The 22,974-nt window shown below is 29.7% G+C and carries 15 protein-coding genes and 1 tRNA gene; 8 read left to right on the top strand and 8 right to left on the bottom strand.

What is annotated here, in order from left to right:
• Positions 1-7 precede the first annotated feature (7 nt).
• Both BSD9I1_RS16385 and clpB read left to right on the top strand, forming a co-directional pair.
• Positions 8-1,264, top strand: coding sequence for a helix-turn-helix domain-containing protein (locus tag BSD9I1_RS16385; protein WP_186431234.1), 1,257 nt, complete (start codon positions 8-10; stop codon positions 1,262-1,264).
• Between the two features lie 453 nt (positions 1,265-1,717).
• The gene (gene clpB, locus BSD9I1_RS16380; protein WP_186431233.1) at positions 1,718-4,324 is read left to right on the top strand and encodes an ATP-dependent chaperone ClpB; all 2,607 of its coding nucleotides are present in this window, start codon (positions 1,718-1,720) and stop codon (positions 4,322-4,324) included.
• 356 nt (positions 4,325-4,680) lie between these two features.
• Here clpB and BSD9I1_RS16375 read toward each other — a convergent pair whose 3' ends face one another.
• On the bottom strand, positions 4,681-6,801 hold the full coding sequence (locus BSD9I1_RS16375; RefSeq protein ID WP_186431232.1) for an ATP-dependent helicase: 2,121 nt from the start codon (positions 6,799-6,801) through the stop codon (positions 4,681-4,683).
• Entirely contained in the window at positions 6,785-7,291 is a 507-nt protein-coding gene (locus BSD9I1_RS16370) for an aromatic acid exporter family protein (protein ID WP_186431231.1), read from the bottom strand. Before BSD9I1_RS16370 ends, BSD9I1_RS16375 begins: the two co-directional genes overlap by 17 nt.
• Before the next feature lie 210 nt (positions 7,292-7,501).
• Here BSD9I1_RS16370 and BSD9I1_RS16365 point away from each other — a divergent pair, with 210 nt between their 5' ends.
• Together BSD9I1_RS16365 and galE are read left to right on the top strand one after the other, a co-directional pair.
• Positions 7,502-8,524: a lipopolysaccharide assembly protein LapB gene (locus tag BSD9I1_RS16365; RefSeq protein ID WP_186431230.1), complete on the top strand. Its 1,023-nt coding sequence runs from the start codon at positions 7,502-7,504 to the stop codon at positions 8,522-8,524.
• Between the two features lie 19 nt (positions 8,525-8,543).
• A complete protein-coding gene (galE, locus tag BSD9I1_RS16360; RefSeq protein WP_186431229.1) occupies positions 8,544-9,542 on the top strand; it encodes a UDP-glucose 4-epimerase GalE in 999 nt (332 codons plus the stop codon).
• Between the two features lie 249 nt (positions 9,543-9,791).
• Here the strand turns inward: galE and BSD9I1_RS16355 are convergent, their stop codons facing one another.
• The 4 genes from BSD9I1_RS16355 to BSD9I1_RS16340 all read right to left on the bottom strand — a co-directional run bounded on the left by BSD9I1_RS16355 (position 9,792) and on the right by BSD9I1_RS16340 (position 15,170).
• On the bottom strand, positions 9,792-11,534 hold the full coding sequence (locus BSD9I1_RS16355; protein ID WP_186431228.1) for a methyl-accepting chemotaxis protein: 1,743 nt from the start codon (positions 11,532-11,534) through the stop codon (positions 9,792-9,794).
• 121 nt (positions 11,535-11,655) lie between these two features.
• A complete protein-coding gene (locus tag BSD9I1_RS16350; protein ID WP_186431227.1) occupies positions 11,656-12,390 on the bottom strand; it encodes a type 1 glutamine amidotransferase in 735 nt (244 codons plus the stop codon).
• A gap of 26 nt (positions 12,391-12,416) precedes the next feature.
• Positions 12,417-13,775, bottom strand: a complete 1,359-nt coding sequence (locus BSD9I1_RS16345) for a Mur ligase family protein (RefSeq protein ID WP_186431226.1) — start codon at positions 13,773-13,775, stop codon at positions 12,417-12,419.
• A gap of 249 nt (positions 13,776-14,024) precedes the next feature.
• Entirely contained in the window at positions 14,025-15,170 is a 1,146-nt protein-coding gene (locus BSD9I1_RS16340) for a CapA family protein (RefSeq protein WP_242966536.1), read from the bottom strand.
• Between the two features lie 221 nt (positions 15,171-15,391).
• Between BSD9I1_RS16340 and BSD9I1_RS16335 the strand changes: the two genes are divergently transcribed.
• The 4 genes from BSD9I1_RS16335 to BSD9I1_RS16320 all read left to right on the top strand — a co-directional run bounded on the left by BSD9I1_RS16335 (position 15,392) and on the right by BSD9I1_RS16320 (position 21,043).
• On the top strand, positions 15,392-17,104 hold the full coding sequence (locus BSD9I1_RS16335; protein ID WP_186431224.1) for a tetratricopeptide repeat protein: 1,713 nt from the start codon (positions 15,392-15,394) through the stop codon (positions 17,102-17,104).
• 182 nt (positions 17,105-17,286) lie between these two features.
• Positions 17,287-18,840, top strand: a complete 1,554-nt coding sequence (gene pckA / locus BSD9I1_RS16330) for a phosphoenolpyruvate carboxykinase (ATP) (RefSeq protein ID WP_186431223.1) — start codon at positions 17,287-17,289, stop codon at positions 18,838-18,840.
• 106 nt (positions 18,841-18,946) lie between these two features.
• Positions 18,947-20,068 carry a transglutaminase domain-containing protein gene (locus BSD9I1_RS16325; RefSeq protein ID WP_186431222.1) on the top strand — a complete coding sequence of 374 codons (1,122 nt, stop codon included), beginning with the start codon at positions 18,947-18,949 and terminating at the stop codon, positions 20,066-20,068.
• 165 nt (positions 20,069-20,233) lie between these two features.
• On the top strand, positions 20,234-21,043 hold the full coding sequence (locus BSD9I1_RS16320; RefSeq protein ID WP_035311059.1) for an undecaprenyl-diphosphate phosphatase: 810 nt from the start codon (positions 20,234-20,236) through the stop codon (positions 21,041-21,043).
• A 137-nt stretch (positions 21,044-21,180) separates the two neighbouring features.
• Here BSD9I1_RS16320 and BSD9I1_RS16315 read toward each other — a convergent pair whose 3' ends face one another.
• Entirely contained in the window at positions 21,181-21,573 is a 393-nt protein-coding gene (locus BSD9I1_RS16315) for a hypothetical protein (protein ID WP_035311057.1), read from the bottom strand.
• A 374-nt stretch (positions 21,574-21,947) separates the two neighbouring features.
• Positions 21,948-22,036: transfer RNA gene (locus tag BSD9I1_RS16310), tRNA-Leu, on the bottom strand.
• Between the last annotated feature and the right edge of the window lie 938 nt (positions 22,037-22,974).

Raw genomic sequence — 22,974 nt, 5'->3', positions numbered from 1 at the left:
AATGGTTATGGAAATACTGTCTACGGGTGAAAAAATAAGAAGAGCAAGAATATATAAAGGATATACACTTAAATACATTTGTGGAGATAAAATATCAGTATCTAAAATGAGTTGTATTGAGAATGATAAAATTGCTCCAGAGGATTGGGTACTTGAATATTTAGCGGAAAAACTTGATTTGGATACGGAATATTTAAAAAATGATATAAAAAGTCAAATAAGAAAAAATATTAATGAACTTTTGAAAAAAAATATGAAACCGGATGAATATGAAAAGAGCTTAGAATATAATCTATCCTATGCTGAGGAATATAAGTATTTTGATATAGCATTTGATATAATGAGTATGTTATTTACATTTGACTTAGAAAGAAATAAGCTAAAGAAACTTCAGTTGCTTTTACCAAGATATTATGATATGTGCTTAAAGACCAGAGAAGATAAAAATTATTTGATATATTACATGGATTTAGCCAAGTATTTATATAAATCTGAGGAATATGGAGAAGCCGCAGGATATTATAATACAATCAAGAAATCAGCAGAAGAATCGGATAACCAGGAATTACTTGGAAAGGCCTTATTTAATGAATGTGATTGCTATATTAAGATAGAAGATTATGAAAAAGCTCATGAGGTAGCTGAGGAATTACCGGCCTTAATAAATTATTTTGAGGATGATTATAAAAAAGCAGGAGTTTATCACCTTTTAGCACTTTTGGAATTGAGACTTCAAGGAGAAAAGTTTACGAAATATGAAAAAAAGGCTCTTTCATTTTATGGAGAAAATCAAAGAGCTAAATGCAATGCTTTAAATGATTATGGTATCACTTTAATTAAAATCAATAAAAAAGATGAGGGTATAAAATACATAACAAGAGCTTTGAAGGAGTATCCTAAGGATGATAGAATACAACTTGTAAGTTTTATGCTCATGTGCATAAGCGAACTTGTGGATAATAATGTTTTAGAAAAAGCAGAAAAAATTATAGATGAAACTATAAATTATTCTATAGCCTTAGATAATGTAAGATTTATAGAAAAGGCATATCATTATAAAGCAGTGATTTTAGGAAGAAAGAAGGAATATACTTCTATGGAAATGTATATGAATCTTTCTTTAGACGCTCTTATGAGATTTGGTAATAAGAAGGAAGTTTACAGAAGATATCTTGAAATGGGAGAGATGTACTATAAGCTTAATAGTATATCAGATGCACTAAAATATTTTAATTTAGCTATAAATTTAGAAAAGAAAATATAAATATAGTCAATAGTGAATATTAAATTCTTATTTATCTAGAAAGTTGCCAAAGGGCAACTTTTTTTATTGTAGTAACAATTTGATAAAATATACATTCTACTGATATTTTATCATACTTAAAAAGGTACAGCGGTAGGAGATAATTATAAAATAGGAAATAATAAATAATAAGTAGTAATAATGATTAAATTACTTTAAAAAATTCATTTATTAAACTATTCCTTTACATATTTATCTAAATCAAATAATTACTTAAAATATTAGACTTTGACTTTCTTTGACCTATAATATAATATATAACTATCATAAGACTTATGTTACGAAGCTGAATTTTAATATTCTAATATGTAAAAAATAAATATTATAGGTGGGGTGTTTAGTTATCAGTAATTATTATTAGTACTGATTTACTAATTACGAAAATATTTGTTACTAAAAAGGGAGTTGATTAGCGTGGATATTGAAAAATTAACTTTAAAGGTTCAACAATCTATAAATGAAGCACAACTTGTTGCAGTGAGACATAATCATCAGCAAATCGATATAATACATTTATTCTCAGCTTTGATTTCCCAAGATGATGGATTAATTCCAAATATCTTTGGGAAAATGGGAATAAATATAAGAATGCTTAATGATGAAACAAATAAAGAACTTAATAGCATGCCTAAGGTTTTAGGAGAGGGAGCAGGGAGTGGAGCTGTTTATCCAACTCGCAGATTTGAGGAAATTTTTATAAAAGCAGAAGATATTTCTAAAAAGTTTAAGGATTCTTATATAAGTGTTGAGCATATTATGCTTTCTATAATGGACATAGATAGCAAAGGTAAAGTAGGAAATATATTAAATAAATTTGGAATAACTAAAGAAAATTTCTTAAATGCTTTGTCTGAAATTAGAGGAAATCAAAGAGTGGATACTCAGGACCCAGAAGGAACCTATGAAGCATTAGTCAAGTATGGAAGAAATCTGACTAATGATGCTAAGGTCCATAAGCTTGATCCAGTTATAGGAAGAGATGAAGAAATAAGAAGAGTTGTAAGAATACTTTCCAGGAGAACTAAAAACAATCCTGTATTAATTGGAGAACCAGGGGTTGGTAAAACAGCTATAGTAGAAGGTCTAGCTGAAAGAATAGTAAGAGGAGATGTACCTGAGGGGCTTAAAAATAAAATTATATTTTCACTTGATATGGGGGCACTTATTGCTGGTGCAAAGTATAGGGGTGAATTTGAAGAAAGACTTAAAGCTGTCCTTAAAGAAGTTCAAAGAAGTGAAGGAAAAATAATATTATTTATAGATGAAATTCATACCATAGTAGGAGCTGGTAAGAGTGAAGGAGCTATGGATGCTGGAAATCTTATAAAACCACTTCTAGCAAGAGGTGAACTTCATTGTATAGGAGCTACAACATTTGATGAATACAGAAAATACATTGAAAAAGATAAAGCACTTGAGAGAAGATTTCAGCCTGTAATTGTAGATGAACCAACGGTAGAAGACAGTATTTCAATACTTAGAGGTCTAAAAGAGAAGTTTGAAATACATCATGGAGTAAGAATACATGATTCAGCAATTGTGTCTGCAGCCAAGCTTTCTTCAAGGTATATTCAAGGTAGATATCTTCCAGATAAGGCAATTGATTTAATAGATGAAGCAGCAGCTATGATTAGATCAGAAATAGATAGTCTTCCAACAGAGCTTGATGTGATAAAAAGAAAAATATTTCAAATGGAAATAGAAAAGGAAGCGCTATCTAAAGAAGAGGATGTATATTCAAGGGAAAGACTTGAAGTTTTAGAAAAGGAACTCAGTAATTTAAAAGATAAAGATAAGGAAATGACCGCAAAATATGAAAAGGAAAAAAATCAAATAGTATCAGTTAGAAATCTTAAGGAAGAGCTTGATGATGCTCGAGGGAAGCTGGAAAAGGCTGAAAGGGAGTATGACCTAAATAAGGTAGCAGAACTCAAATATGGTGTTATTCCAATCATAGAAAAACAAATTGAAGAAAAGGAAAGTTTAATTAATGAAAATCAATCTGGTAATATGCTTAAAGAAGAGGTTACAGAACAGGAAGTTTCTGAAATAATCTCTAAGTGGACTGGAATACCTGTATCTCGAATGCTTGAAGGAGAAAAAGAAAAGCTTTTAAGACTTGAAGAAGACCTTCATAATAGAGTGATAGGACAGGAAGAAGCAGTAACTGCAGTATCTAATGCAGTAATTAGAGCAAGAGCAGGAATGAAAGATCCAAAACGTCCTATTGGTTCATTTATATTTTTAGGGCCAACTGGAGTTGGTAAAACAGAACTTGCAAAAACCTTAGCGAGAACATTATTTGATAGTGAAGAAAATATAATTAGAATAGATATGTCTGAGTACATGGAAAAGCACACAGTATCTCGTCTTATAGGTGCGCCTCCAGGATATGTTGGTTATGAAGAAGGAGGACAGTTAACTGAAGCTGTTAGAAGAAAGCCTTATAGTGTAATACTGTTTGATGAAATTGAAAAAGCTCATGATGACGTATTTAATATATTCCTTCAAATATTAGATGATGGAAGGCTTACAGATAATAAAGGTAAAACCGTAGATTTTAAAAATTCAATAATAATTATGACTTCAAATATTGGAAGCAGCCATCTATTAGATAATACTGTTGAGGAAGGAATAGATGACAGTATAAGAAATAAAGTTTTAGGAGAACTTAAGTCAAGATTTAAGCCAGAATTTTTAAATAGATTAGATGATATTATAATGTTTAAGCCGCTATCTAATAATCAGATAACAAAAATAATTGATATATTCCTAGAAGATATAAGACACAGATTAAGCGATAGAAATATAGGATTAGAAATAACTGAAAAAGCAAAAGAGCTTATGGCTGAGGAGGGCTATGATCCTATTTATGGAGCAAGACCTTTAAAGCGTTATATTGAAAACACCCTAGAAACAGCCATTGCTAAAAAGATTATAAGGGGAGAAATTTACGAAGGAACTACTGTAAAGGTAGATGTAAATGTAAATGGAGAAAGTTTAGTTGTGGGAAGAGCTTAGAGTTAGTCTCTAATCACTAATTCTGTATTTTAGCTAATAGTTAATACTGAATATTAATATTTATTGTTGAAATTCACTGAACTGAATTTCCTCCTTGTAACAGGTGTGAGTGATATTTTAAATGGTGAATATAGTATAGAATTTACATCGTAGAAAGCATTGAATAAGCTTTAAAGCGGCTTTGTTTATAAATTTAAAATACTGTATAAAGTCTTCTACTGTTTGAGCTATAGCGAGTTTAGAAGACTTAGGGATTTTAAATTTGTAAATATTAGCCGCTTTTAGCGAAATGAACCGCTTTCCTAGATGTAAATTCTATACGAACCATCCAACATTGGTTTAAAATGTCGCATTTTTTATTTGATCAGTCCATTTTTTAAGCAAATCTCAATGGATAAGTTTTTTGTTATGTTACTTGAAAATCTAATTTCCATATTTGGAGCTTTTAAATTTATAATTTCCCCCTCTCCAAATTGCTTATGGGTAATCTTTTTACCTATAGTTAAGGAGTCTAGGGCAATTTTAAATTCCTTATCCTGTTTAATTTTTTGAATTTCTTGATCTTTTTTTCGAGATTCCTCTAATTTTTTATTATTATACTTTTGAAAGAAATCAAAAAATGCTGAACTAGAACCTTTGGGATGAATTAAATATACCTGTTTTTTTCCACGGGTTACTGCAACATAGCAAAGACGCCTTTCCTCTTCAAGTTCAGTAAAATCATCATCTTCCACTGCCTTTTTTATGCTTGTTATAGTTGGGAAAATATTCTTTATCATATCTATTATAAATACCGTATCCCATTCACAGCCTTTACTGCTATGAAAGGTAGCAAGAGTAACACCTTCTGTCACACACTTTGCTTTACGCATAGTTAATTCTAAATCATTTAGCTTTTTCTTAAATTCAGTTATGTTCTCAGTGTTACTAGTAAGTGCTTTTAGAGTTGTAAGTATTGTATTTATATTATCCATAGAATATTTAAAGTCTTTAGCGTATTTATTTAAATAATCTTTATATCCTAATTCATTTTCTATATATGAAAAAGCATCAAAGGTTTTTTTATTCTTTAAGATATCAAATTTTATATGAAAATCTATAAACCCTTTATCGGGATATTTTGTATTTAGTATTTGAAATATACTTGTTTTATTATCTATTTCAGAATAAAGCTTTTGAATATCTTGCTTGGTTAAATAAGTTCCCATCTTATAATATATATCTTTGAATATGCTGTAGTCAAAAGGCCGTTCAGAAAATTCTAAGAACCTTAGTATATCCTTTGTTATCCAGTGATTAAAAAAGTGAGGTACCACATCCTTAATATAAAAAGGAATGTTATTTTCATTAAATAAATCTACTAAGGGAAGGGCAGATATATTATTTCTAAAGAGCACAGCAGTATTTTTATAATCCCTTTCTTTTTTTAAGTGATTTATAATATATTGAGATTGCTCATCTATAGAGGTTAGGGTTATAAGCTTTATATTTGAGCCTTGAGTATTTTCTGTAATCATATTTTTACTATATCTGTTTTTATTTTGTTTAATAAATTCATTAGCAGCAGATACAATGCATTTAGTAGATCTAAAGTTCTGCTCTGCAAATACGATATCACCACTAGGATAATTTTTCTTGAAATTTAAAAGTACTTCAGGAAAAGCTGCTCTCCAAGAATAGAGTACTTGATCATCATCTCCCAAAAGGCATAAGTTATTTAAAGGAGCTGCAAGAAGTTTTATAATTTCATACTGTACTTTACTAGTGTCTTGAGCTTCATCTACAAGTATATATTTATATTTACTTCTATATCTATTCAAAAGTTCAGTGTTTTTTTCAAGTATTACTAAACAATAAGTAAGCATATCATCAAAATCAAGATAATTATTTGCTACCATAATATCATGATAATTTTTATATACATCAAGGAAGTGAGGTATAGGGAATATGTCTTCATCTTCCTTTAATAAATCTTTGTAACGAAGCATGGAATTTTTTATATAGCTTATATAGCTAGATAATTCTTCGAGCTTATCCTCACTTAAATGTTCATAATTATACTTTCTATAAAGATCTGTTAATATCATTCCTTTGTTTATAGTAGAATTTCCCTCAATTAATATAAAATTTTTATTAATGAGCTTACTGTAGTGCATAACTACAGAATAGGCAAAGGAATGAATTGTTGAGAAATGAACTTTATCTACAACTACATTACCAAATCTATCATAAAATTTTTTTCTCATGTCTTGAGCAGATGCTTTGCTGAAGGTTATTGCTAGTATGTTTTCAGAAAGAATATCATGACACAATATCATATTTGCAATTCTTGTAATGGCAGTTAAAGTTTTTCCAGCTCCAGGAACTGCAATAAAGGCTAAAGGACCATTGATAGTGGTCACGGCTTTCATTTGAGAAGTGGTCAAATTTATATCTAAGGATTTAATAACTTGTAAAAATTTATCTTGGGATATCATTAAGTTTCTCCTGTTCCTTGCTATATCTTGTGAAAAAGTATTTGTTTATAAGTAATGCAATTATTATACCGATAAATGTATCAAGCATTCTATTTAATGCATAAAGGGTATAGGGAACATCCTTTAAATTTGTCATTATAGCTGAAATAACAATACAGCCTATAGAACAAGCTCCTCTACGTCCTATGGCATTACAAATAAATATAGTAAGCATTATTCCAATACCAGTAAGAAGTGCATGAAGTACAAAAAATGGAAAGGTTTCTTGGAGGAAGCATAAAAACATTCCTAAAAATCCGCCTATTGCCGTTCCGATCAGTCTATCCATGCCAGATTTGAAGGACTGGTCAACAGTGCTTTGAGTACATATTACTGCAGCAATGCAGGCATAAAAAGGATAAGGTCTGTGTATACCTTGAAATAATAATATACATAATACTACAGATAAAGAGGTTTTAATATTTCTAAGACCTATTTGCGTAGTTAACATTTTATCACCTCATATTACTGAATATAATTTATATCAAATATCCTTATAAAATTCACATATAAATTATATCATAAAATTAAATTGTAATAAGTTCAATGCAGAAAATTATGTAAATTAAGCAAAAGGGAAGGAATTAAATCAGTTGTGTAGAATTTAGAAGTATAAAGGTCTATGCCAAGATATAAGATAAAAGTAAAAGGAGATAAATATATGTCTATTGAAAAATATAATAATGAAATGAAGCTTATTAGCAGTAAGTTAACCGGTAATAAAGAAAAAGACATAGAAATTCTTGAATCTTTAAAATGTGATTATATAGATCACGAATATGGTGATGAAATAATAGATGAGATAAATAGAATTATTGGAAGAATTTTATATAATGAAGAAGAAGAAGATTTTGATAACGCTTATGAAGGAGATATAAATAAAATAATGGAAGAGTTAAAGTTAGTGCAGAAATATATAAATGAAAATAATATTGAAAAAGCTGAAAAGATTATATTAGATTATTTGCCTATGCTTGATATATGTAGAGGAGACAAGATAAATTTATATATGGAATTTAGAAATCCATTAGAGGAAATTTATTATAAGTATAAGTTTGAAAATGATAAAATAATAAAAAAGCCAGTGCTTCCTATAGCTTTAATACTTGAAAAATATGTTTATATATTAATTAAAAAGGGTGAGTTGGAAAAAGCATTAAAGTATATAGAGAAAGGTATAAAGTGTAATCCTCTTAATATGGCATTTGTATTTCAAAAGGCTTCTATACATGCTATGTTAAACAATGAAGAAGACATATTTGAAGTTATTAAAGATAGCTTAAAATTATGTTATATTCCAGAAGAGCTAGCACGCTCTTATAGAATGCTTGGAGGCTATTTTACAGAAAAAGGTTTGTGGAAAGAAGCCATATGTTGCTATTTATATAGTAACTTTTGGGAGGAAACAGAAATAGCAAATGGAGAACTTGATTATATAAGTGAAACAGCAAATATAAATATTGATATAGAACATTATATCAATATAACACCTGAAGTATTTAAAAAACATGGTGTTTTATTCAAACCAGACTATACATGGATAGAAATTTCATATGGGATGGCAAGTGAATTTGAGAAATCAGGCAGAATTGATGATGCAATAGGTTATTACATGGTTTGCTATAATTTAACTAAAGATGAAGAGTTGAAAGAGAAGTTACAAAAACTTTTAAAACGAAATTAAGATTTAGGAGGAGTTTTAAATGGCAATATTGGTATGTGGGGGAGCAGGATATATAGGCAGTCACATGGTGGCATATCTTTTGGAAAATGGGAAGGATGTAGTAGTTCTTGATAACTTACAAAAGGGACACAAAGAAGCGGTACTTTGTGGGAAATTTTACAAAGGCGATTTAAGAGACAGGGCAATTTTAGATATGGTGTTTACAGAAAATAATATAGAAGCAGTAATTGATTTTGCAGCAGATTCACTAGTTGGTGAAAGTGTATCAGAACCTATTAAGTATTTTGAAAATAATGTAGGAGGCACATTAAGTCTTCTTGGTGCAATGAAGGATTATGGAGTGAAAAATATAGTGTTTTCATCTACTGCAGCAACTTATGGGGAACCTGAAAATATTCCAATACTTGAAAATGATAAAACTTTTCCTACTAATCCTTATGGAGAATCAAAGCTTGCTGTAGAGAAAATATTAAAATGGTGTGATAATGCTTATGGTATAAAATATACTGCGTTAAGATATTTTAATGCAGCAGGAGCCCATGTAAGTGGTAAAATAGGAGAACATCACAATCCTGAAACACATTTAATACCAATAATACTTCAAGTGGCTCTAGGTCAAAGAGATAAAATAATGATTTTTGGAGATGATTATAAAACAGAAGATGGTACATGTATAAGAGATTACATACATGTGTATGACTTAGCATCAGCTCATCTTTTAGCATTAGAGAGATTAATGGATGGTGGAGAAAGTGCTGTATATAATTTAGGAAATGGTAAGGGCTTTTCAGTAAAAGAAGTAGTTGAAGTTGCAAGAAGGGTTACAGGAAAGGAAATTAAAGCTGAAGTAGCGCCTAGAAGAGCAGGAGATCCAGCAGTACTTGTGGCATCTTCAGAAAAGGCAAAAAAAGAACTTGGCTGGAAGCCTGAGTTTGATTCATTAGAAACTATAATAGAAACTGCATGGAATTGGCATAGAAACAATTCAAACGGATATGGATATAGTAAACAATCATAGCATGTGATTTGTATTGTAGAAAGTATTGAACAACATTAGAAGCTCTTTATTTATAACTTTAAAACATCACTAAGAATTTTATGCTATTCAAGTTGAATGAGTATTAGAGGGTTTAGATGATTTAAAGTTATGAATATTAGAGCTTCTTGTACAGTAACCAAGGTGAATAATCTATAGAAATCTATGATTTCTTCTTAGTATATCAAACAAACTAGATGTTTTATTAATTGTATAATTCAATATTGAATATTATCTAAAATTATTCAGTGTAGAGTTGAGGTGTTCAGACAAATCTTCAAGTTCTAAAGCAAGATTGTTTAACTTGCCTATATTTTGAGCAAATTCCTCCATGGTTGCAGAAGCTTCCTCTGTTAATGCCGAATTTTCCTCTGAGCTAGAAGATAAGTTTTCTATAACAGTAACCACATTATTTTTATTTTCATTGATCTCTTTTAGAGAGTTTCTGGTACTTTCAATTTTAATAATCAACTGATGTATATAAGTTGATATATCATTAAATATATTTTCAGTTCCACTAACACATTTTTTTTGAATTTCAATGATGTCATTTACTTCAATCATAGATGATACGGCATTATCCGATTTTTTTTGTATTTCATTAATAAGGTTTGTTATTTCTATTGTAGATGTACTTGTTTTTTCTGAAAGTTTTCTTATTTCATCTGCAACTACTGAAAAACCCCTGCCAGCTTCTCCTGCTCTAGCAGCTTCAATAGCGGCATTTAATGCAAGAAGATTGGTTTGCTCAGATATATTTTTAATTACATTTGTAATACTTCCTATATTTTCTGAACTAGCTGCTATTGAATTAATAATTTGTTCCATGTCTTTTATAACTGCATTATTTTTGTTATTTTTATCTATTAATTCAGTAATCGTAATAAGTCCTAATTCAACTTGGGAGTTAGTGGTATTTGATAATTTACCTATTTCATTTGTAAATTCTGAAATTAATTCAATTTCTGTAGCAAGTTTTGTAATTTTTTCAAACCCATTTTGAATTTCTTCTGTTTGCATCATACTACTACTAACTATTTCACTAACATTTTGCTTAATACCATTCATAGAATGAGCAGTTTCTTCTGATATATCTGCAAGGGATTTTGAACTGCTAAATACCGTAGCAGAGGAGTTCTTAATATCTTCTATTATGACTTGAATGTTTTTGATCATGTGGTTAAATGCAGTACTTAAAATTTTAGTTTCATCATTATTTTTTATTTCTAAATTACTTATATTAAGATTTCCAGATGCTATTTCGCTAGCAGTATTTGCAATTAATTTAATAGGAGTGGATATATGCTTTGCAAACATAAATACAAACACAGCACTTAAAGCTAATACAACAGCATATGTAATTAAAAGTATTTTTAAAATAACAGAAGCACCCTTATTAAAGTCATTCATATACGTACCAGAACTTATAACCCAATTCCAATTACGATCTGTTTCTTGATAGGTTATTTTTGAGGCGATTTTTTCAGAGCCAGGAAGTGTCCAGGAATATTCTAAAAATCCACCACCATTATTCCCAATTTTAATTTGCTCTTGAACGAAGAAAAACCCCTTTTTCTTATCCTTTACATCCCAAACGCTTTTGCCCTCTAGAGATGGGTGAACAGCTTCAACTCCATCTTGAGTGTAAGCTAAGAGATATCCATTTTCTCCTAAATCAATATTTTTGTTAATAGTTCTTGTACCATCTGAGTTCTTTTTTCCAAGCATGAATACTTTAACTTGTTCTTGGGCTTCTTCTAGGGTTAAGATACCCTTGTCAACATATTGTTGTTTTTCGCTTATTAATTGAATTACGCTTTTTACACTGTTTTTTAGAATTACTTTTCCTTGTTCATTTAGTTGATATTTTGCTACGTTAAAGCTAATTAAGCCTATGACTACACCGGGGATAAGAAGTACTATAGCCATCATTATAAGCTTAAATCTAACGGTGCCTAATTTACTTTGTTGCAATTACTATCACTCCCTTACTATTTATAGTCTGTAATTATTAAGGATTTTATATAGTATTATCGATGTGAATATACAAGTACTTAATATGTTTAAAGATAAAAAATAGCCCGCATATTGCGAGCTATTTTTTATAAAAGCTTTTAATAACTACATTTTTTGCCTTAAGTTCTAGAGTATCATCTATTGCATCTAAGCAAACATATTTGAAATTATCACATTTGTTATCAAGGGCCTTGTTTATAAGAAGATCAGCAAGTTCAGGGTTTTTGGATAATAGAGAACCGTGAAAATATGTACAGTAGGTGTTTTTATATATACATCCTTCATATCCATCCTCGCCATTATTCCCATAGCCTTTAATTACTTTTCCTAAAGGTTTTAAATCTCCTATATAAGTTCTTCCAGAGTGATTTTCAAAACCGACATAGGTCTGATTTAATTCCTCATTTAATATTATGGTGTTTCCTATGAATCTAGTGCCTCCACCTTCTGTATATAAATCTAATATTCCGAGACCATCGAGTTTTTCTCCATCAGGAGTTGTATAGTATTTGCCAAGAAGCTGATATCCACCACAAATAGCAAGTAGCACTTTTCCGGATTCTACATATTCTGTTAGTGCTTCTTTTTTAGTATTTTTTAAATCATCCGCAACTATGGATTGCTCGTAATCTTGACCTCCACCAAAGAAGACTATGTCATATTTAGAAGCATCAAATTCATCGTTAAGAGAAATATTGTCTATATTAACTTTAATACCTCTTTTTTCTGCACGATATTTAAGGATAAGTATATTCCCAATATCGCCATAAACATTTAAAAGATCAGGGTAGAGATGGCATATATTAAGTTCCATTTTTTTCACCTTCTTTTTTATTTAACTTACCAAAGTTTTTCTATATATTTTTTATTGAAAAGATATTTCCTAAATTCAAGCATAGCAGTGTAAGTAGCAAGTACGTATACTGTATTTGTACTAGTATTTTTAATACCCTCTAAAAGTGAGTCGAGACTTTCGTAAGTTTGAAAGGCGTCTTCTTTAAGACCAGCTACTTTAAGTCTTACTGCCATGTCATAAAGCCTAGCCCCTCCAACTAGTACATCTTTTATATTAAGAGAAGATAATTTTTCAAAGCCTACGTCCCATATCCAAGATACATCACGTCCATCGGCGTAGTTATCATTTAAGAGAGCTACAAGGCTTATTTCCCTTTTATCAAGGAATATGGTATTTATAGCTTGGTCGCAGCCTGCAGGATTTTTAACAAGAACTATTTTAACTTCTTTTCCGTCTATATTTAAGGATTCTTGTCTCCCGAAGCTACTCTTTTGACTCTTCAGCGAATTTACAATAATTTTCTTTTCAATTCCAAGCTCTCTTGCAATAGAGAAAGCACAAAGAGCATTGTATATATTGTATGTACCAGATTGATTTATGAAGAGATCTGTTCCACTTATACTCACATAGGAACCCTCAGGAGTTTGTTCGTGAATTTTATCTACAAAATATGTAAGATGAGGCCTCTTATATCCACAGTTTTCACAATAAAAATCTCCTAAATGATTATAAGTTAGAAAATTGTACTGATAAGGATGCTTGCAGTTTTTGCAAAACTTTGCATCTGCATTTATATCTATAGTTTTATTATCATCTATTGAAGTATTAAACCCGTAATAAACTGTTGCATTGTGGATTTCTAAATCTCCAAGTAAGGATTCGTCACCATTTAGTATAAGCTTAGATAAAGGAGCTTTTTCTAGTCCCTCCACTATTTTTTTTAATGTAGTATAAACTTCGCCATATCTATCTAATTGATCTCTAAATAAATTTGTAATTGTTATTATTTCAGGAGTAATATATTCAGTAACTAATTTTACATTAGCTTCATCTGTTTCAATTACAGCATATTTTTCCCCGTATGAATGACCGAATTTGTAATGTTCTATAAAAGAAGCAACTATTCCAGGAAGCATATTAGCTCCAGTGCTATTGGAAATGACTTTCTTTCCACTATCCTTAAGCATGGAATATATCATATTTGTAGTTGTAGTTTTCCCATTTGTCCCTGTAACAAGTATTACTTTATAGTCTCTTGCTACAGTTTTTAATATATTATTATCGACTTTTAATGCAACTTTTCCTGGGAAATTAGTTCCACCTTTTAAAAAGGTTTTTGATAATTTAAGTACTATTTTGGAGATTATTATACTTAAACCAGTTTTTATGTTAATTTTAAACACATCCTTTGCTGTAGAATTGGTTATCCCGTAGAAGAATATTATTTACTTACAATTACTAATTATAATACAAATTATATCTTTTGGCGATATTTTTAAACATGAGGTGTGATATTTTAGGGTAAAGTTTTTGCATTTAGGAAAGCTATTCATTTCGCTAAAAACGGCTAATATTTATAAATTCAAAATAAGAAATGGATAAAACTTGTATTAGAAAGTTTTATCCATTTCTTATTATTAGTGCTTTATAAGCTATTTTATAATTTTAAACTCATCGGATATACTAAATCCAAAACTTTGAGATATGTTATTTAACTTGTTAAGTATCCTTGTTTTTTCGCTACCTTGAGCTGGTGTAGGACAGTAATCATTTATATAGTTTACAGAAGAAATACTGCAAGGAATAGCCTTTACTTCATAGGATTGAGGAGACCCATTTATCAAATTATATTTTACTTGCAGTATAAATGTATCTTTATCCTTAGGATTAAAGTTGCCTCCAAAGCAGAAATTGCCAAGACTATAAGCTATTATTTTTCCCTTATATTGTTCTATACCTTGAACAACATGAGGATGATGACCTATTATTAAATCTGCTCCATTATCAATTGCCGTGTGAGCAATAAGTGTTTGACTTTCCACCGGATAATACATATTTTCAGCACCCCAGTGAAAATTTATTATTACAATACGGCCTTCATCTTTAAAGGATTGTATATCACTCTTAAGTTTTTTAAAGAAAGTTTCATCAGCGTAAAATCCTGTATAGCCAAGAAATCCAAGTTTTCCACCATTTATATCCTTTGTGTATTTATACCCTTCCCCAAAGAAGCCGACATCATTGCTTTTTAATGTGTTTACAGTGTCATTAAAGCCTTCCTTATTGTAATCATATATATGATTGTTTGAAATGTTTACTGCCTCAACAGAACCTAATGTAAGTGATTTTGCGTATTCTGGATCTGCTTTAAAGTTAAATTGTTTTGCTTTTCTGGAGTTAGAATTAGTAAAGGTAGTTTCTAGATTAACTACACTTAAATCATCATTTTTAAATATAGGGAGTACGTTTTTAAAAAAATAAGAATAATCGTTGCCGTTTTTTTGTAGCACTGCAGGAAGACTATTTGCAAACCCAAAGTTTGTGTCATGACCAATTGTAGAGTCCCCTGCAAAGCTTAATAGGACATTAGTTTTAACATCCTGCTTAGGTTCATTATCTTTAGGTTTATTATTTTCTTCCTTAGAAGTATTTTGTGGCTTTGTAGTTTCGGTAGGTTTAACAGCAGTTTTTTCATTAGTAACAGAGTAATATAATATGTAGGAAATGATTCCACTCATGATTAATAATCCAATTATCAAAAATCCTATAAATACTCCTTTTTTATGAGAGCTTTTCATATTCATCCTCCTTAATAATAAATGGTATATACTTTAATATATACTGAAAATTGACAAAATACAATTAAATCCTGTGGATTTATTAACTTAATTCTGTTAAAATCATATGTGGTATGCATGATTTGTAGAAATTTGTGATTTCATTACAAACCAACCATCTCAATTTTAGTGAGATATTCGTATTTAATACGTATATAGTTTATTTAAAAGGAGGAAATTTTATGAGTAATACTAATGAAACACCGAATAACCCAGAAAATAAGAGTATGGTTTCTTTGAAAGAATCTATAAAGAAAAACTATAAAATTTTAGGGATTATACTAGGTGTAGTGATCATCTTTGGTGGAATGTTTACATATAAGAGTTTACAAAATAAAACACATAATATAGCAAACAATAAAGGGGAACAATATTTTTATGCAGCTGATTTTGATAATGCTGTAAAGGAATATGAAGCTTATTTTAATAAGGATAAAAATCCACTTTGGAAAGCTAAAATTGCTCAAGTGTACTCCATAAAAGGAGATAAGGAAAATTCAGCTAAGTATTTAGAAGAAGCAAAAAATGTAGACAAGTTAGATTCAGAAACCATAAATATTATAACATTCACAGAATATATGAATGATGATTACGAATTAGCACTAGAAGATGGAGAAAGGGGACTCGAAAGTTTTCCCAAGGATAAGCAATTAAATAAGACAATGTTTGCAGTTTATATGGCAAATAAAAATATAGATAATGCTAAAAGGCTTTTAGAAACCTACCCTATAGATGAAAATTCACCCTATGATATAGCAGAAAAGAGCAGAATGCTTATGCTCTTAGGGGAAAAAGAAAAGGCATTTCAAGAGCTTAAAAAAGCCTGGGATAAAGATAAGGATGAATTTAAAGTTTATGACGTATTATCCCAAATTGCATTATACGATAAAAATAGTCTGCTCGAAGATATAGATAATCTAATTAGCGAAAATCCTAATGAGCCGGCATATAAGATGTGGATGGCAAAATTATATTCAGCCAATAAGGAAACTGCTTTAGATGCAGAAAATATGATCAAGGAAATTGAAGGCCAGGACATAGGAAAGCTTGAGAAGCAAGTTATACTGTCTTCAATATATAGCAATACTGGGAAAATTGAGGAAGCCGATAAAATCATAGAAGATGTACTAAAAAACTATAAAAAGGATTATAGAGCATATCATATTGCTTCCTGGCACTTCCTAGAGAAAAAGGATTTGAAAAAGGCTGAAGAATATGCTAAGGAATCTATGTATTTAAATCCAAGTTATCCAGATAACTATGCATTCTTAATGCCTGAAATATTAAAGCAAAAAAATAAGAGCATAGAAGGAGAACCATATTTCAGAACTGCAATGCTTATGGAGCCTTATAATTACAATATAATGTTAAACATAGCAGATTACTATTGGGAAACTACAGATAGTAATAAGAAAGCATTAGAATACTTTGAACTTGCAGAAATAGTAAGACCTAATGATCCTGAAATAAAGTACAATATAACCCTTATATATGTTGCAAATAAGCAAGATGGAGAGGCGGTACAGGTACTTAGACAAGCTATAAAATTAGATGATGAAAATCCAAAATACCACAGAACTTTAGGAACTATATATTTCTTAAATGGACGTGATAAGCTTGCTATAGAAGAAACAAGACTTGCTTTTGAAGCAGATAATAAAGATATATTAACATTAAATAATGCAGGATGCTATTATGTAATGACAGCATCAAACATCCAAAGAGGAGTTTATAACCTAAAAGAAGCCTATGATGGAATTAAAGATGATACTGATGAATATACTAGAAGAACTATAAAGGAAAATTACCAAAAGGCTAAAGAATTACTTGAACAATATAAGAAAGCAAAAGGAAACTCAAAGCTTCAGGTACCTGAGCTTATAATGTTTTATTAAAAATTGAGGTTTTATTTGTAAAGACATCCCTACTAAGTAGTACAGTTAAAAACACTGTTATATAAACTACTTAGTAGGGATGTTTTTGTGATTTATTTACATACTTGCTTCTAATAGTTAGTCAAATAATATCATGTATTCATATAATATATGAATACAAATTCTAGGGGGATGAAGAAGTTATGGTTAAATTTGAGAAATTTAAAAAGGCTTATAGAAACTTACCTGTATCTGCATTAGTAGAAATTGCTATAAAAAATGGAGAAGGTGTACTTGCAGAAAATGGAGCATTAGTTGTAAACACAGGAAAATATACTGGAAGATCTCCGGAGGATAGATTTATAGTAAAGGAACAAACTACAGAAAAGGAAATTAACTGGGGAAAGGTAAACAAACCTGTATCAGAAGAGGTATTTTATAATTTATATAATAAGGTAATAAAACATTTAATAGAAAAAGATGTGTATGTATTTGAAGGTTTTGTGGGCTCGATGAAAGAATATGCCTTAAAAACAAGAATTATATGTGAATATGCATATGAATGTTTATTTGTAAATCAATTGTTTGTGAATACTTCAAAAGATCAACTTGAGGATTTTATCCCAGAATTTACGGTTATAGCTGCGCCGGATTTTAAAGCACAAGGAAAGGCAGATGGAGTAAATTCTGAAGCCTTTGTAATAATAAATTTTAAGGAAAAAGTTGTTCTTATTGGTGGAACTAAATATGCAGGAGAAATAAAAAAATCAATGTTTACAGTTATGAACTTTTTATTGGCAAGTAAAGGAGTATTTCCTATGCACGCATCAGTTAATATGAACGATAATGGGGATACAGCTTTATTTTTTGGCCTTTCGGGTACGGGAAAAACAACTTTATCTGCGGATGCAGATAGAAAACTAATAGGTGATGATGAACATGGATGGTGTGAAGAAGGAGTATTTAACTTTGAAGGTGGATGTTATGCAAAGACGATAAAATTATCGCGTAATAAGGAAAGAGAAATTTATAACGCTATAAGATTTGGAAGTATTCTTGAAAATGTAGTTTTAAGGGAAGATAAGGTTCCTGATTATGACGATGATAGTTTAACTGAAAATACAAGGGCAGCTTATCCTATAGAGTATATAGAAAATGCAGAGTTAAGTGGCAGGGGAAATATCCCTAAAAATATTATATTTTTAACTGCAGATGCCTTTGGAGTAATACCTCCTGTATCGAAACTTACTAGAGAACAAGCAATGTATCATTTTATGTCTGGATATACTAGTAAAATTCCAGGTACTGAAAGAGGCATTATGGAACCTACAGCTACTTTTTCCACATGTTTTGGGGAGCCATTTATGCCTATGAATCCTAAGGTTTATGCAGAGCTTCTTGGAGAAAAAATAGACAAATATGGAGCCTATGTATATTTGGTAAACACGGGATGGATTGCAGGAGGATATAATAAGGGAGGAAGAATACCATTAGAGTATACTAGATCTATAATAAAAGCAATACTTGATGGAGAATTAGAAAATTCACAGTTTATAGAACATCCAATATTTAAAACTATGATTCCTACAAGCTGCAGAGATGTTCCACAAGATATATTAAATCCTGAAAATACTTGGGAAAATAAAGATATATATAAAAGCATAGCTATAAAACTTGCAAATATGTTTGCAGAAAATTTTAAAAGATTTAAGGATGTATCTAATGATATCTTAAGTGCTACTCCCAATACACGATAAAAGTAGTAAATACTAAATAATAGCTTAATGTAGAGAGTTGGTTTTAAGCCAACTTTCGCCCTAAGTTATCATCTATTATTTAATAAAAGGTAAGTTGGTGGTTTTATTGAGAAAAAATAAATTTTTAACATTTGTTATAATATTAATTTCAGTATCATTTATTGCGTGTAGTTCGAATAATCAGGGTAAAAAGGAAGAAAGTGAAAAGGGAGTCTTTGTAGAGAAATGGGATAATTTTTATGAAGGTTCCAATATTAAATTTTATTATGAAAATCCAGAGGAATCTAATCTTCAGCTTTTAAAGGATAAGTACAAGTTGAGTGAAGTAGTAAAGAATGGAAGAGATGATTTTGAAAAATCGTTAAATTTAATGAAATGGATAAATACTAAGATGAAATATAGTAAAGGAAGTATTAGCACAAAAGAAGATGCTTTAAGTATATTAAAGGAAGCAACGGCAGCAAATGCAACTTTTTCTGATAAGGATTTTGCTATTGTATATAGCCAAGCGGCTTCGTCATTAGGAATATATGCAAGACGTGGAGAGTATAGAATAAAGAATAGTCAGCAAGATGGAAAGGATTCCTATTATAAAGTTTGTGAGGTTTGGAGTGATAAACATAGTAAGTGGATAATGCTTGATGTAGTAAATAATTGTTATATAGAATATAAAGGAAAGCCTTTAAGTGCTACAGAAGTGCTAAATATGGGTATGGATAACATAAAGGTTACTGGAATAAAGGATTTGGAGAAGTATGTTAAAAAGCTCAAAGCATACTTATATTCCTACACCATAGAAATTGACAATAACATATATGGCTCAGCAAAGAGTAATTCTTTTATAAGTTATAGTAAAAGTTTAGATATGCCTGAAGTGAGAATAGAAGGGGGACTTATAAGACCAACTATTTTTGTCAAAAAGGATACACTATTTAATAGGTCGCCAAGAATTGAGTATAAAAATGACAATAGCGATAAGCTGGGGAGTTTGATAATTCAAAAGAAAAATGCTACTGAAGGAGAAAAGGAAGAAGAGCTTGCTATAAATGTTGCAGCATTTAAAAATAGTGGGAATATTAAAGATTATTTTATAAGTGTGGACAATAAACCTTGGGAAAAAATAAGTATGTTTAAAACTATATCTATGAAAGAAGGAAAAACAAATATAAGGCTTTCAGAAGATGGCAAGAAAGCAATAAAAGAAATAATACTTCAGTATAAAAAATAATGAATTTTAATAAAGGTAAAATAAATTAATATAAAAATACAGTATTGGTAATTTACAATGCTGTATTTTTGTCTTTTATACCTGATAGAAAGGTAGTATAATAATAAAGTGCTGAACATAAGAGTATATGGGAAAACTTAAAATTTTGAGAGTGAGTGTGATTATATGTTACTTATAATTCAAGCCATTATAATGGCAATTGTAGAAGGTCTTACTGAATTTATTCCAGTATCTTCCACAGGGCATTTAATATTAGCAGGAAAGTTAATTGGATTTACTGGTGAATTTGCAAATTTATTTTCAGTAGTTATTCAATTGGGTGCGATTTTAGCTATTGTAGTTTTATATTGGAATAAGCTTTGGAATAGTGTAAAGAATATATTTGCACCAGATAGGCGAGGACTTAAGTTTTGGACAAATATAATTGTTGCAGCTATTCCTGGAGTTATACTAGGATTTTTATTTGATGATATGATAGAAGCAAAGCTTTTTTATACATTTCCAGTTTCAATAGCCTTAGTGGTAGGTGGTATACTTATGATAGTTATGGAGAATAAGTATAGAAGAGGAAAGAAAATTAATGATGTGGATCAAATAACTGTAAGACAAGCCTTTATGGTAGGAGTATTTCAATGTCTTGCTCTTTGGCCAGGTATGTCAAGGTCAGCTTCAACTATAATTGGTGGATGGATTGCAGGACTTTCAACTGTAGCAGCAGCAGAATTCTCATTTTTCTTGGCAATACCAATGATGGTAGGAGCTTCAGGTTTAAGTCTTATAAAAGGCGGTATGGCTATGAGCAGTATAGAAGTAGTTGCTTTAACAATAGGATTCATAGCTTCCTTTATAGTAGCTTTAGTAGTAGTGGAAAAGTTTCTAAAGTTCCTTCAGAAGAAACCTATGAGAATATTTGCAGTGTATAGAATTTTTATAGGAATAATACTTTTAATACTTTCAGCTATAGGAATTATGTAATAACAATTAATAATATTATAGAAAAATCCACAGTTTGTGGATTTTTTCATTTTATATGAGGATTATATAAAAAAAGAAGTTTGCATGTACAAACTTCTTTTTTATATACATATTAATAATTAAACTTTAGGTATAAATTACAAGGTAGCGAGATACAATTCTTCGGGTTTGTTTGAAATAACATCTAAGGTAGTTACTACTGGAAGGTCTATTTCCTTTGCATAAAAGACTTTGCTTTTAACACCTCTTATAAATGCATCTGTAATGTCAGGATATTCAGAGGAAAAGTCCATTCTTACAACTTCATAAGGGAAAAATTCATCATTATTATCTGCACAATCTACATAAAAATCGGAAAAACTAAAAGGCCTTTTAGAAGTATCGTAATTTTTTGTGTAGTTATATACTAAATTAGATAATCTACAATCTCCATCTAATATACAATTGCATATAAATGAATCTAAATACAATTTATAATTAGCTGGTAGAGGTTCATTTGAATTTTTTTCGAAAATTACTATTGTTTTCATAGTTATAACCTCCCTTATAGTTTATAAATAAAAAATAAACCTACAATTTACATTAATTATACTACAACTTTATAGAATGTTAAATGAAAATTTGAAAAATTTAAAATAATATAAGCAAAAGTATATGTGATACTTTGTAAACATAAGTAAAGTAATTATAGTTTAGTTATATATTAAGTAAAATATACATTACTTTATGATTAAGAATATAGAGAAAGTTTGAAAATTAAAAAGGAAAAGATCAAGAGATACTTTGCTAACAGTAGAATAGGAATAGTATTTTATAAGGAAGATAATTATAAATTAGGGAGAGTATATATAATGCAAAAGATATGCACAGATAAAAAAAAGAGATTTGAAAATCAAATCTCTTTTGGTGCCGAAGACCGGAATCGAACCGGTACGGGCTGTTAGGCCCGCAGGATTTTAAGTCCTGTGCGTCTGCCAGTTCCGCCACTTCGGCATAAATATAAAGTTAAAGGGTTGTTCATCGAACAAGTTTATTATATTATGATATTTAAAATAAGTCAACAAAAAAATATAAAAAAATTATAAAAAGATGTAAAAATATATAGTTATGAGAATAATTCAAACGAATTATAGGAGATTATTAAATCAAAAGAGGTAGTATATAGAAAGTAATCAAGCTGCAGTGACAACTCATATCCAATATAGAACATAAGAATTGATAAAATGTGCTTTAATATGAAGGAGGGAGTTGAACTAGCAATTTAATATACTAACCTTGAAGAAAATATGTACTTACTGCAGAAGTAGAAGTAGATAACCAAACAGTTTTTAGTAAAGCTCTTTTGGAGTAGGTACTATTATTAAAAAGCTTAATATATTCATCATACTTTTTATAGGTATAATAGAAGAGGGAGCAGAAAGTTTATATGAATATGAGGGTGTATATATTGTAGGAATATTACCAGGAATAGTATCCTTAAAAGAAGCTTTTAAAGGTGAGATTAAAAATATAGAACAGGATAAGTGAAAATATAACAACAATTTAAGGCTATATTAATAGAAATAAACGTATTTCATATACACTTACTCTGGTGTATCTATATACGGAAAATATAGCAAATTGATAAAATGATTAAATTTAACAAGCTAATTTCATTTAATAATAAATATATCATAGGATTAGATTTGATCCTATGATAAAATAACACATGTCGTCACAAGAGATGACAAAATAGTCAATAAAAACTTAAAAAAAGTTGTTGACATATCAAAATAAAAATGATAATATATAAAAAGTCGCTTAAAGCGACAGGGTCTTTGAAAATTGAACAGAGAATAGAAACCAGTCAATTACTTAACAGTTAAATGTTAAGAAACGCGATGAGCGAAACAGATTAAACTTTTAAATTGAGAGTTTGATCCTGGCTCAGG

It is taken from the genome of Clostridium sp. BSD9I1, from assembly GCF_900185645.1.
Lineage (GTDB): Bacteria > Bacillota > Clostridia > Clostridiales > Clostridiaceae > Clostridium_AK.
Note: the sequence above shows the minus strand (reverse complement) of the source record. Positions and strands in the feature narration are given on the sequence as shown.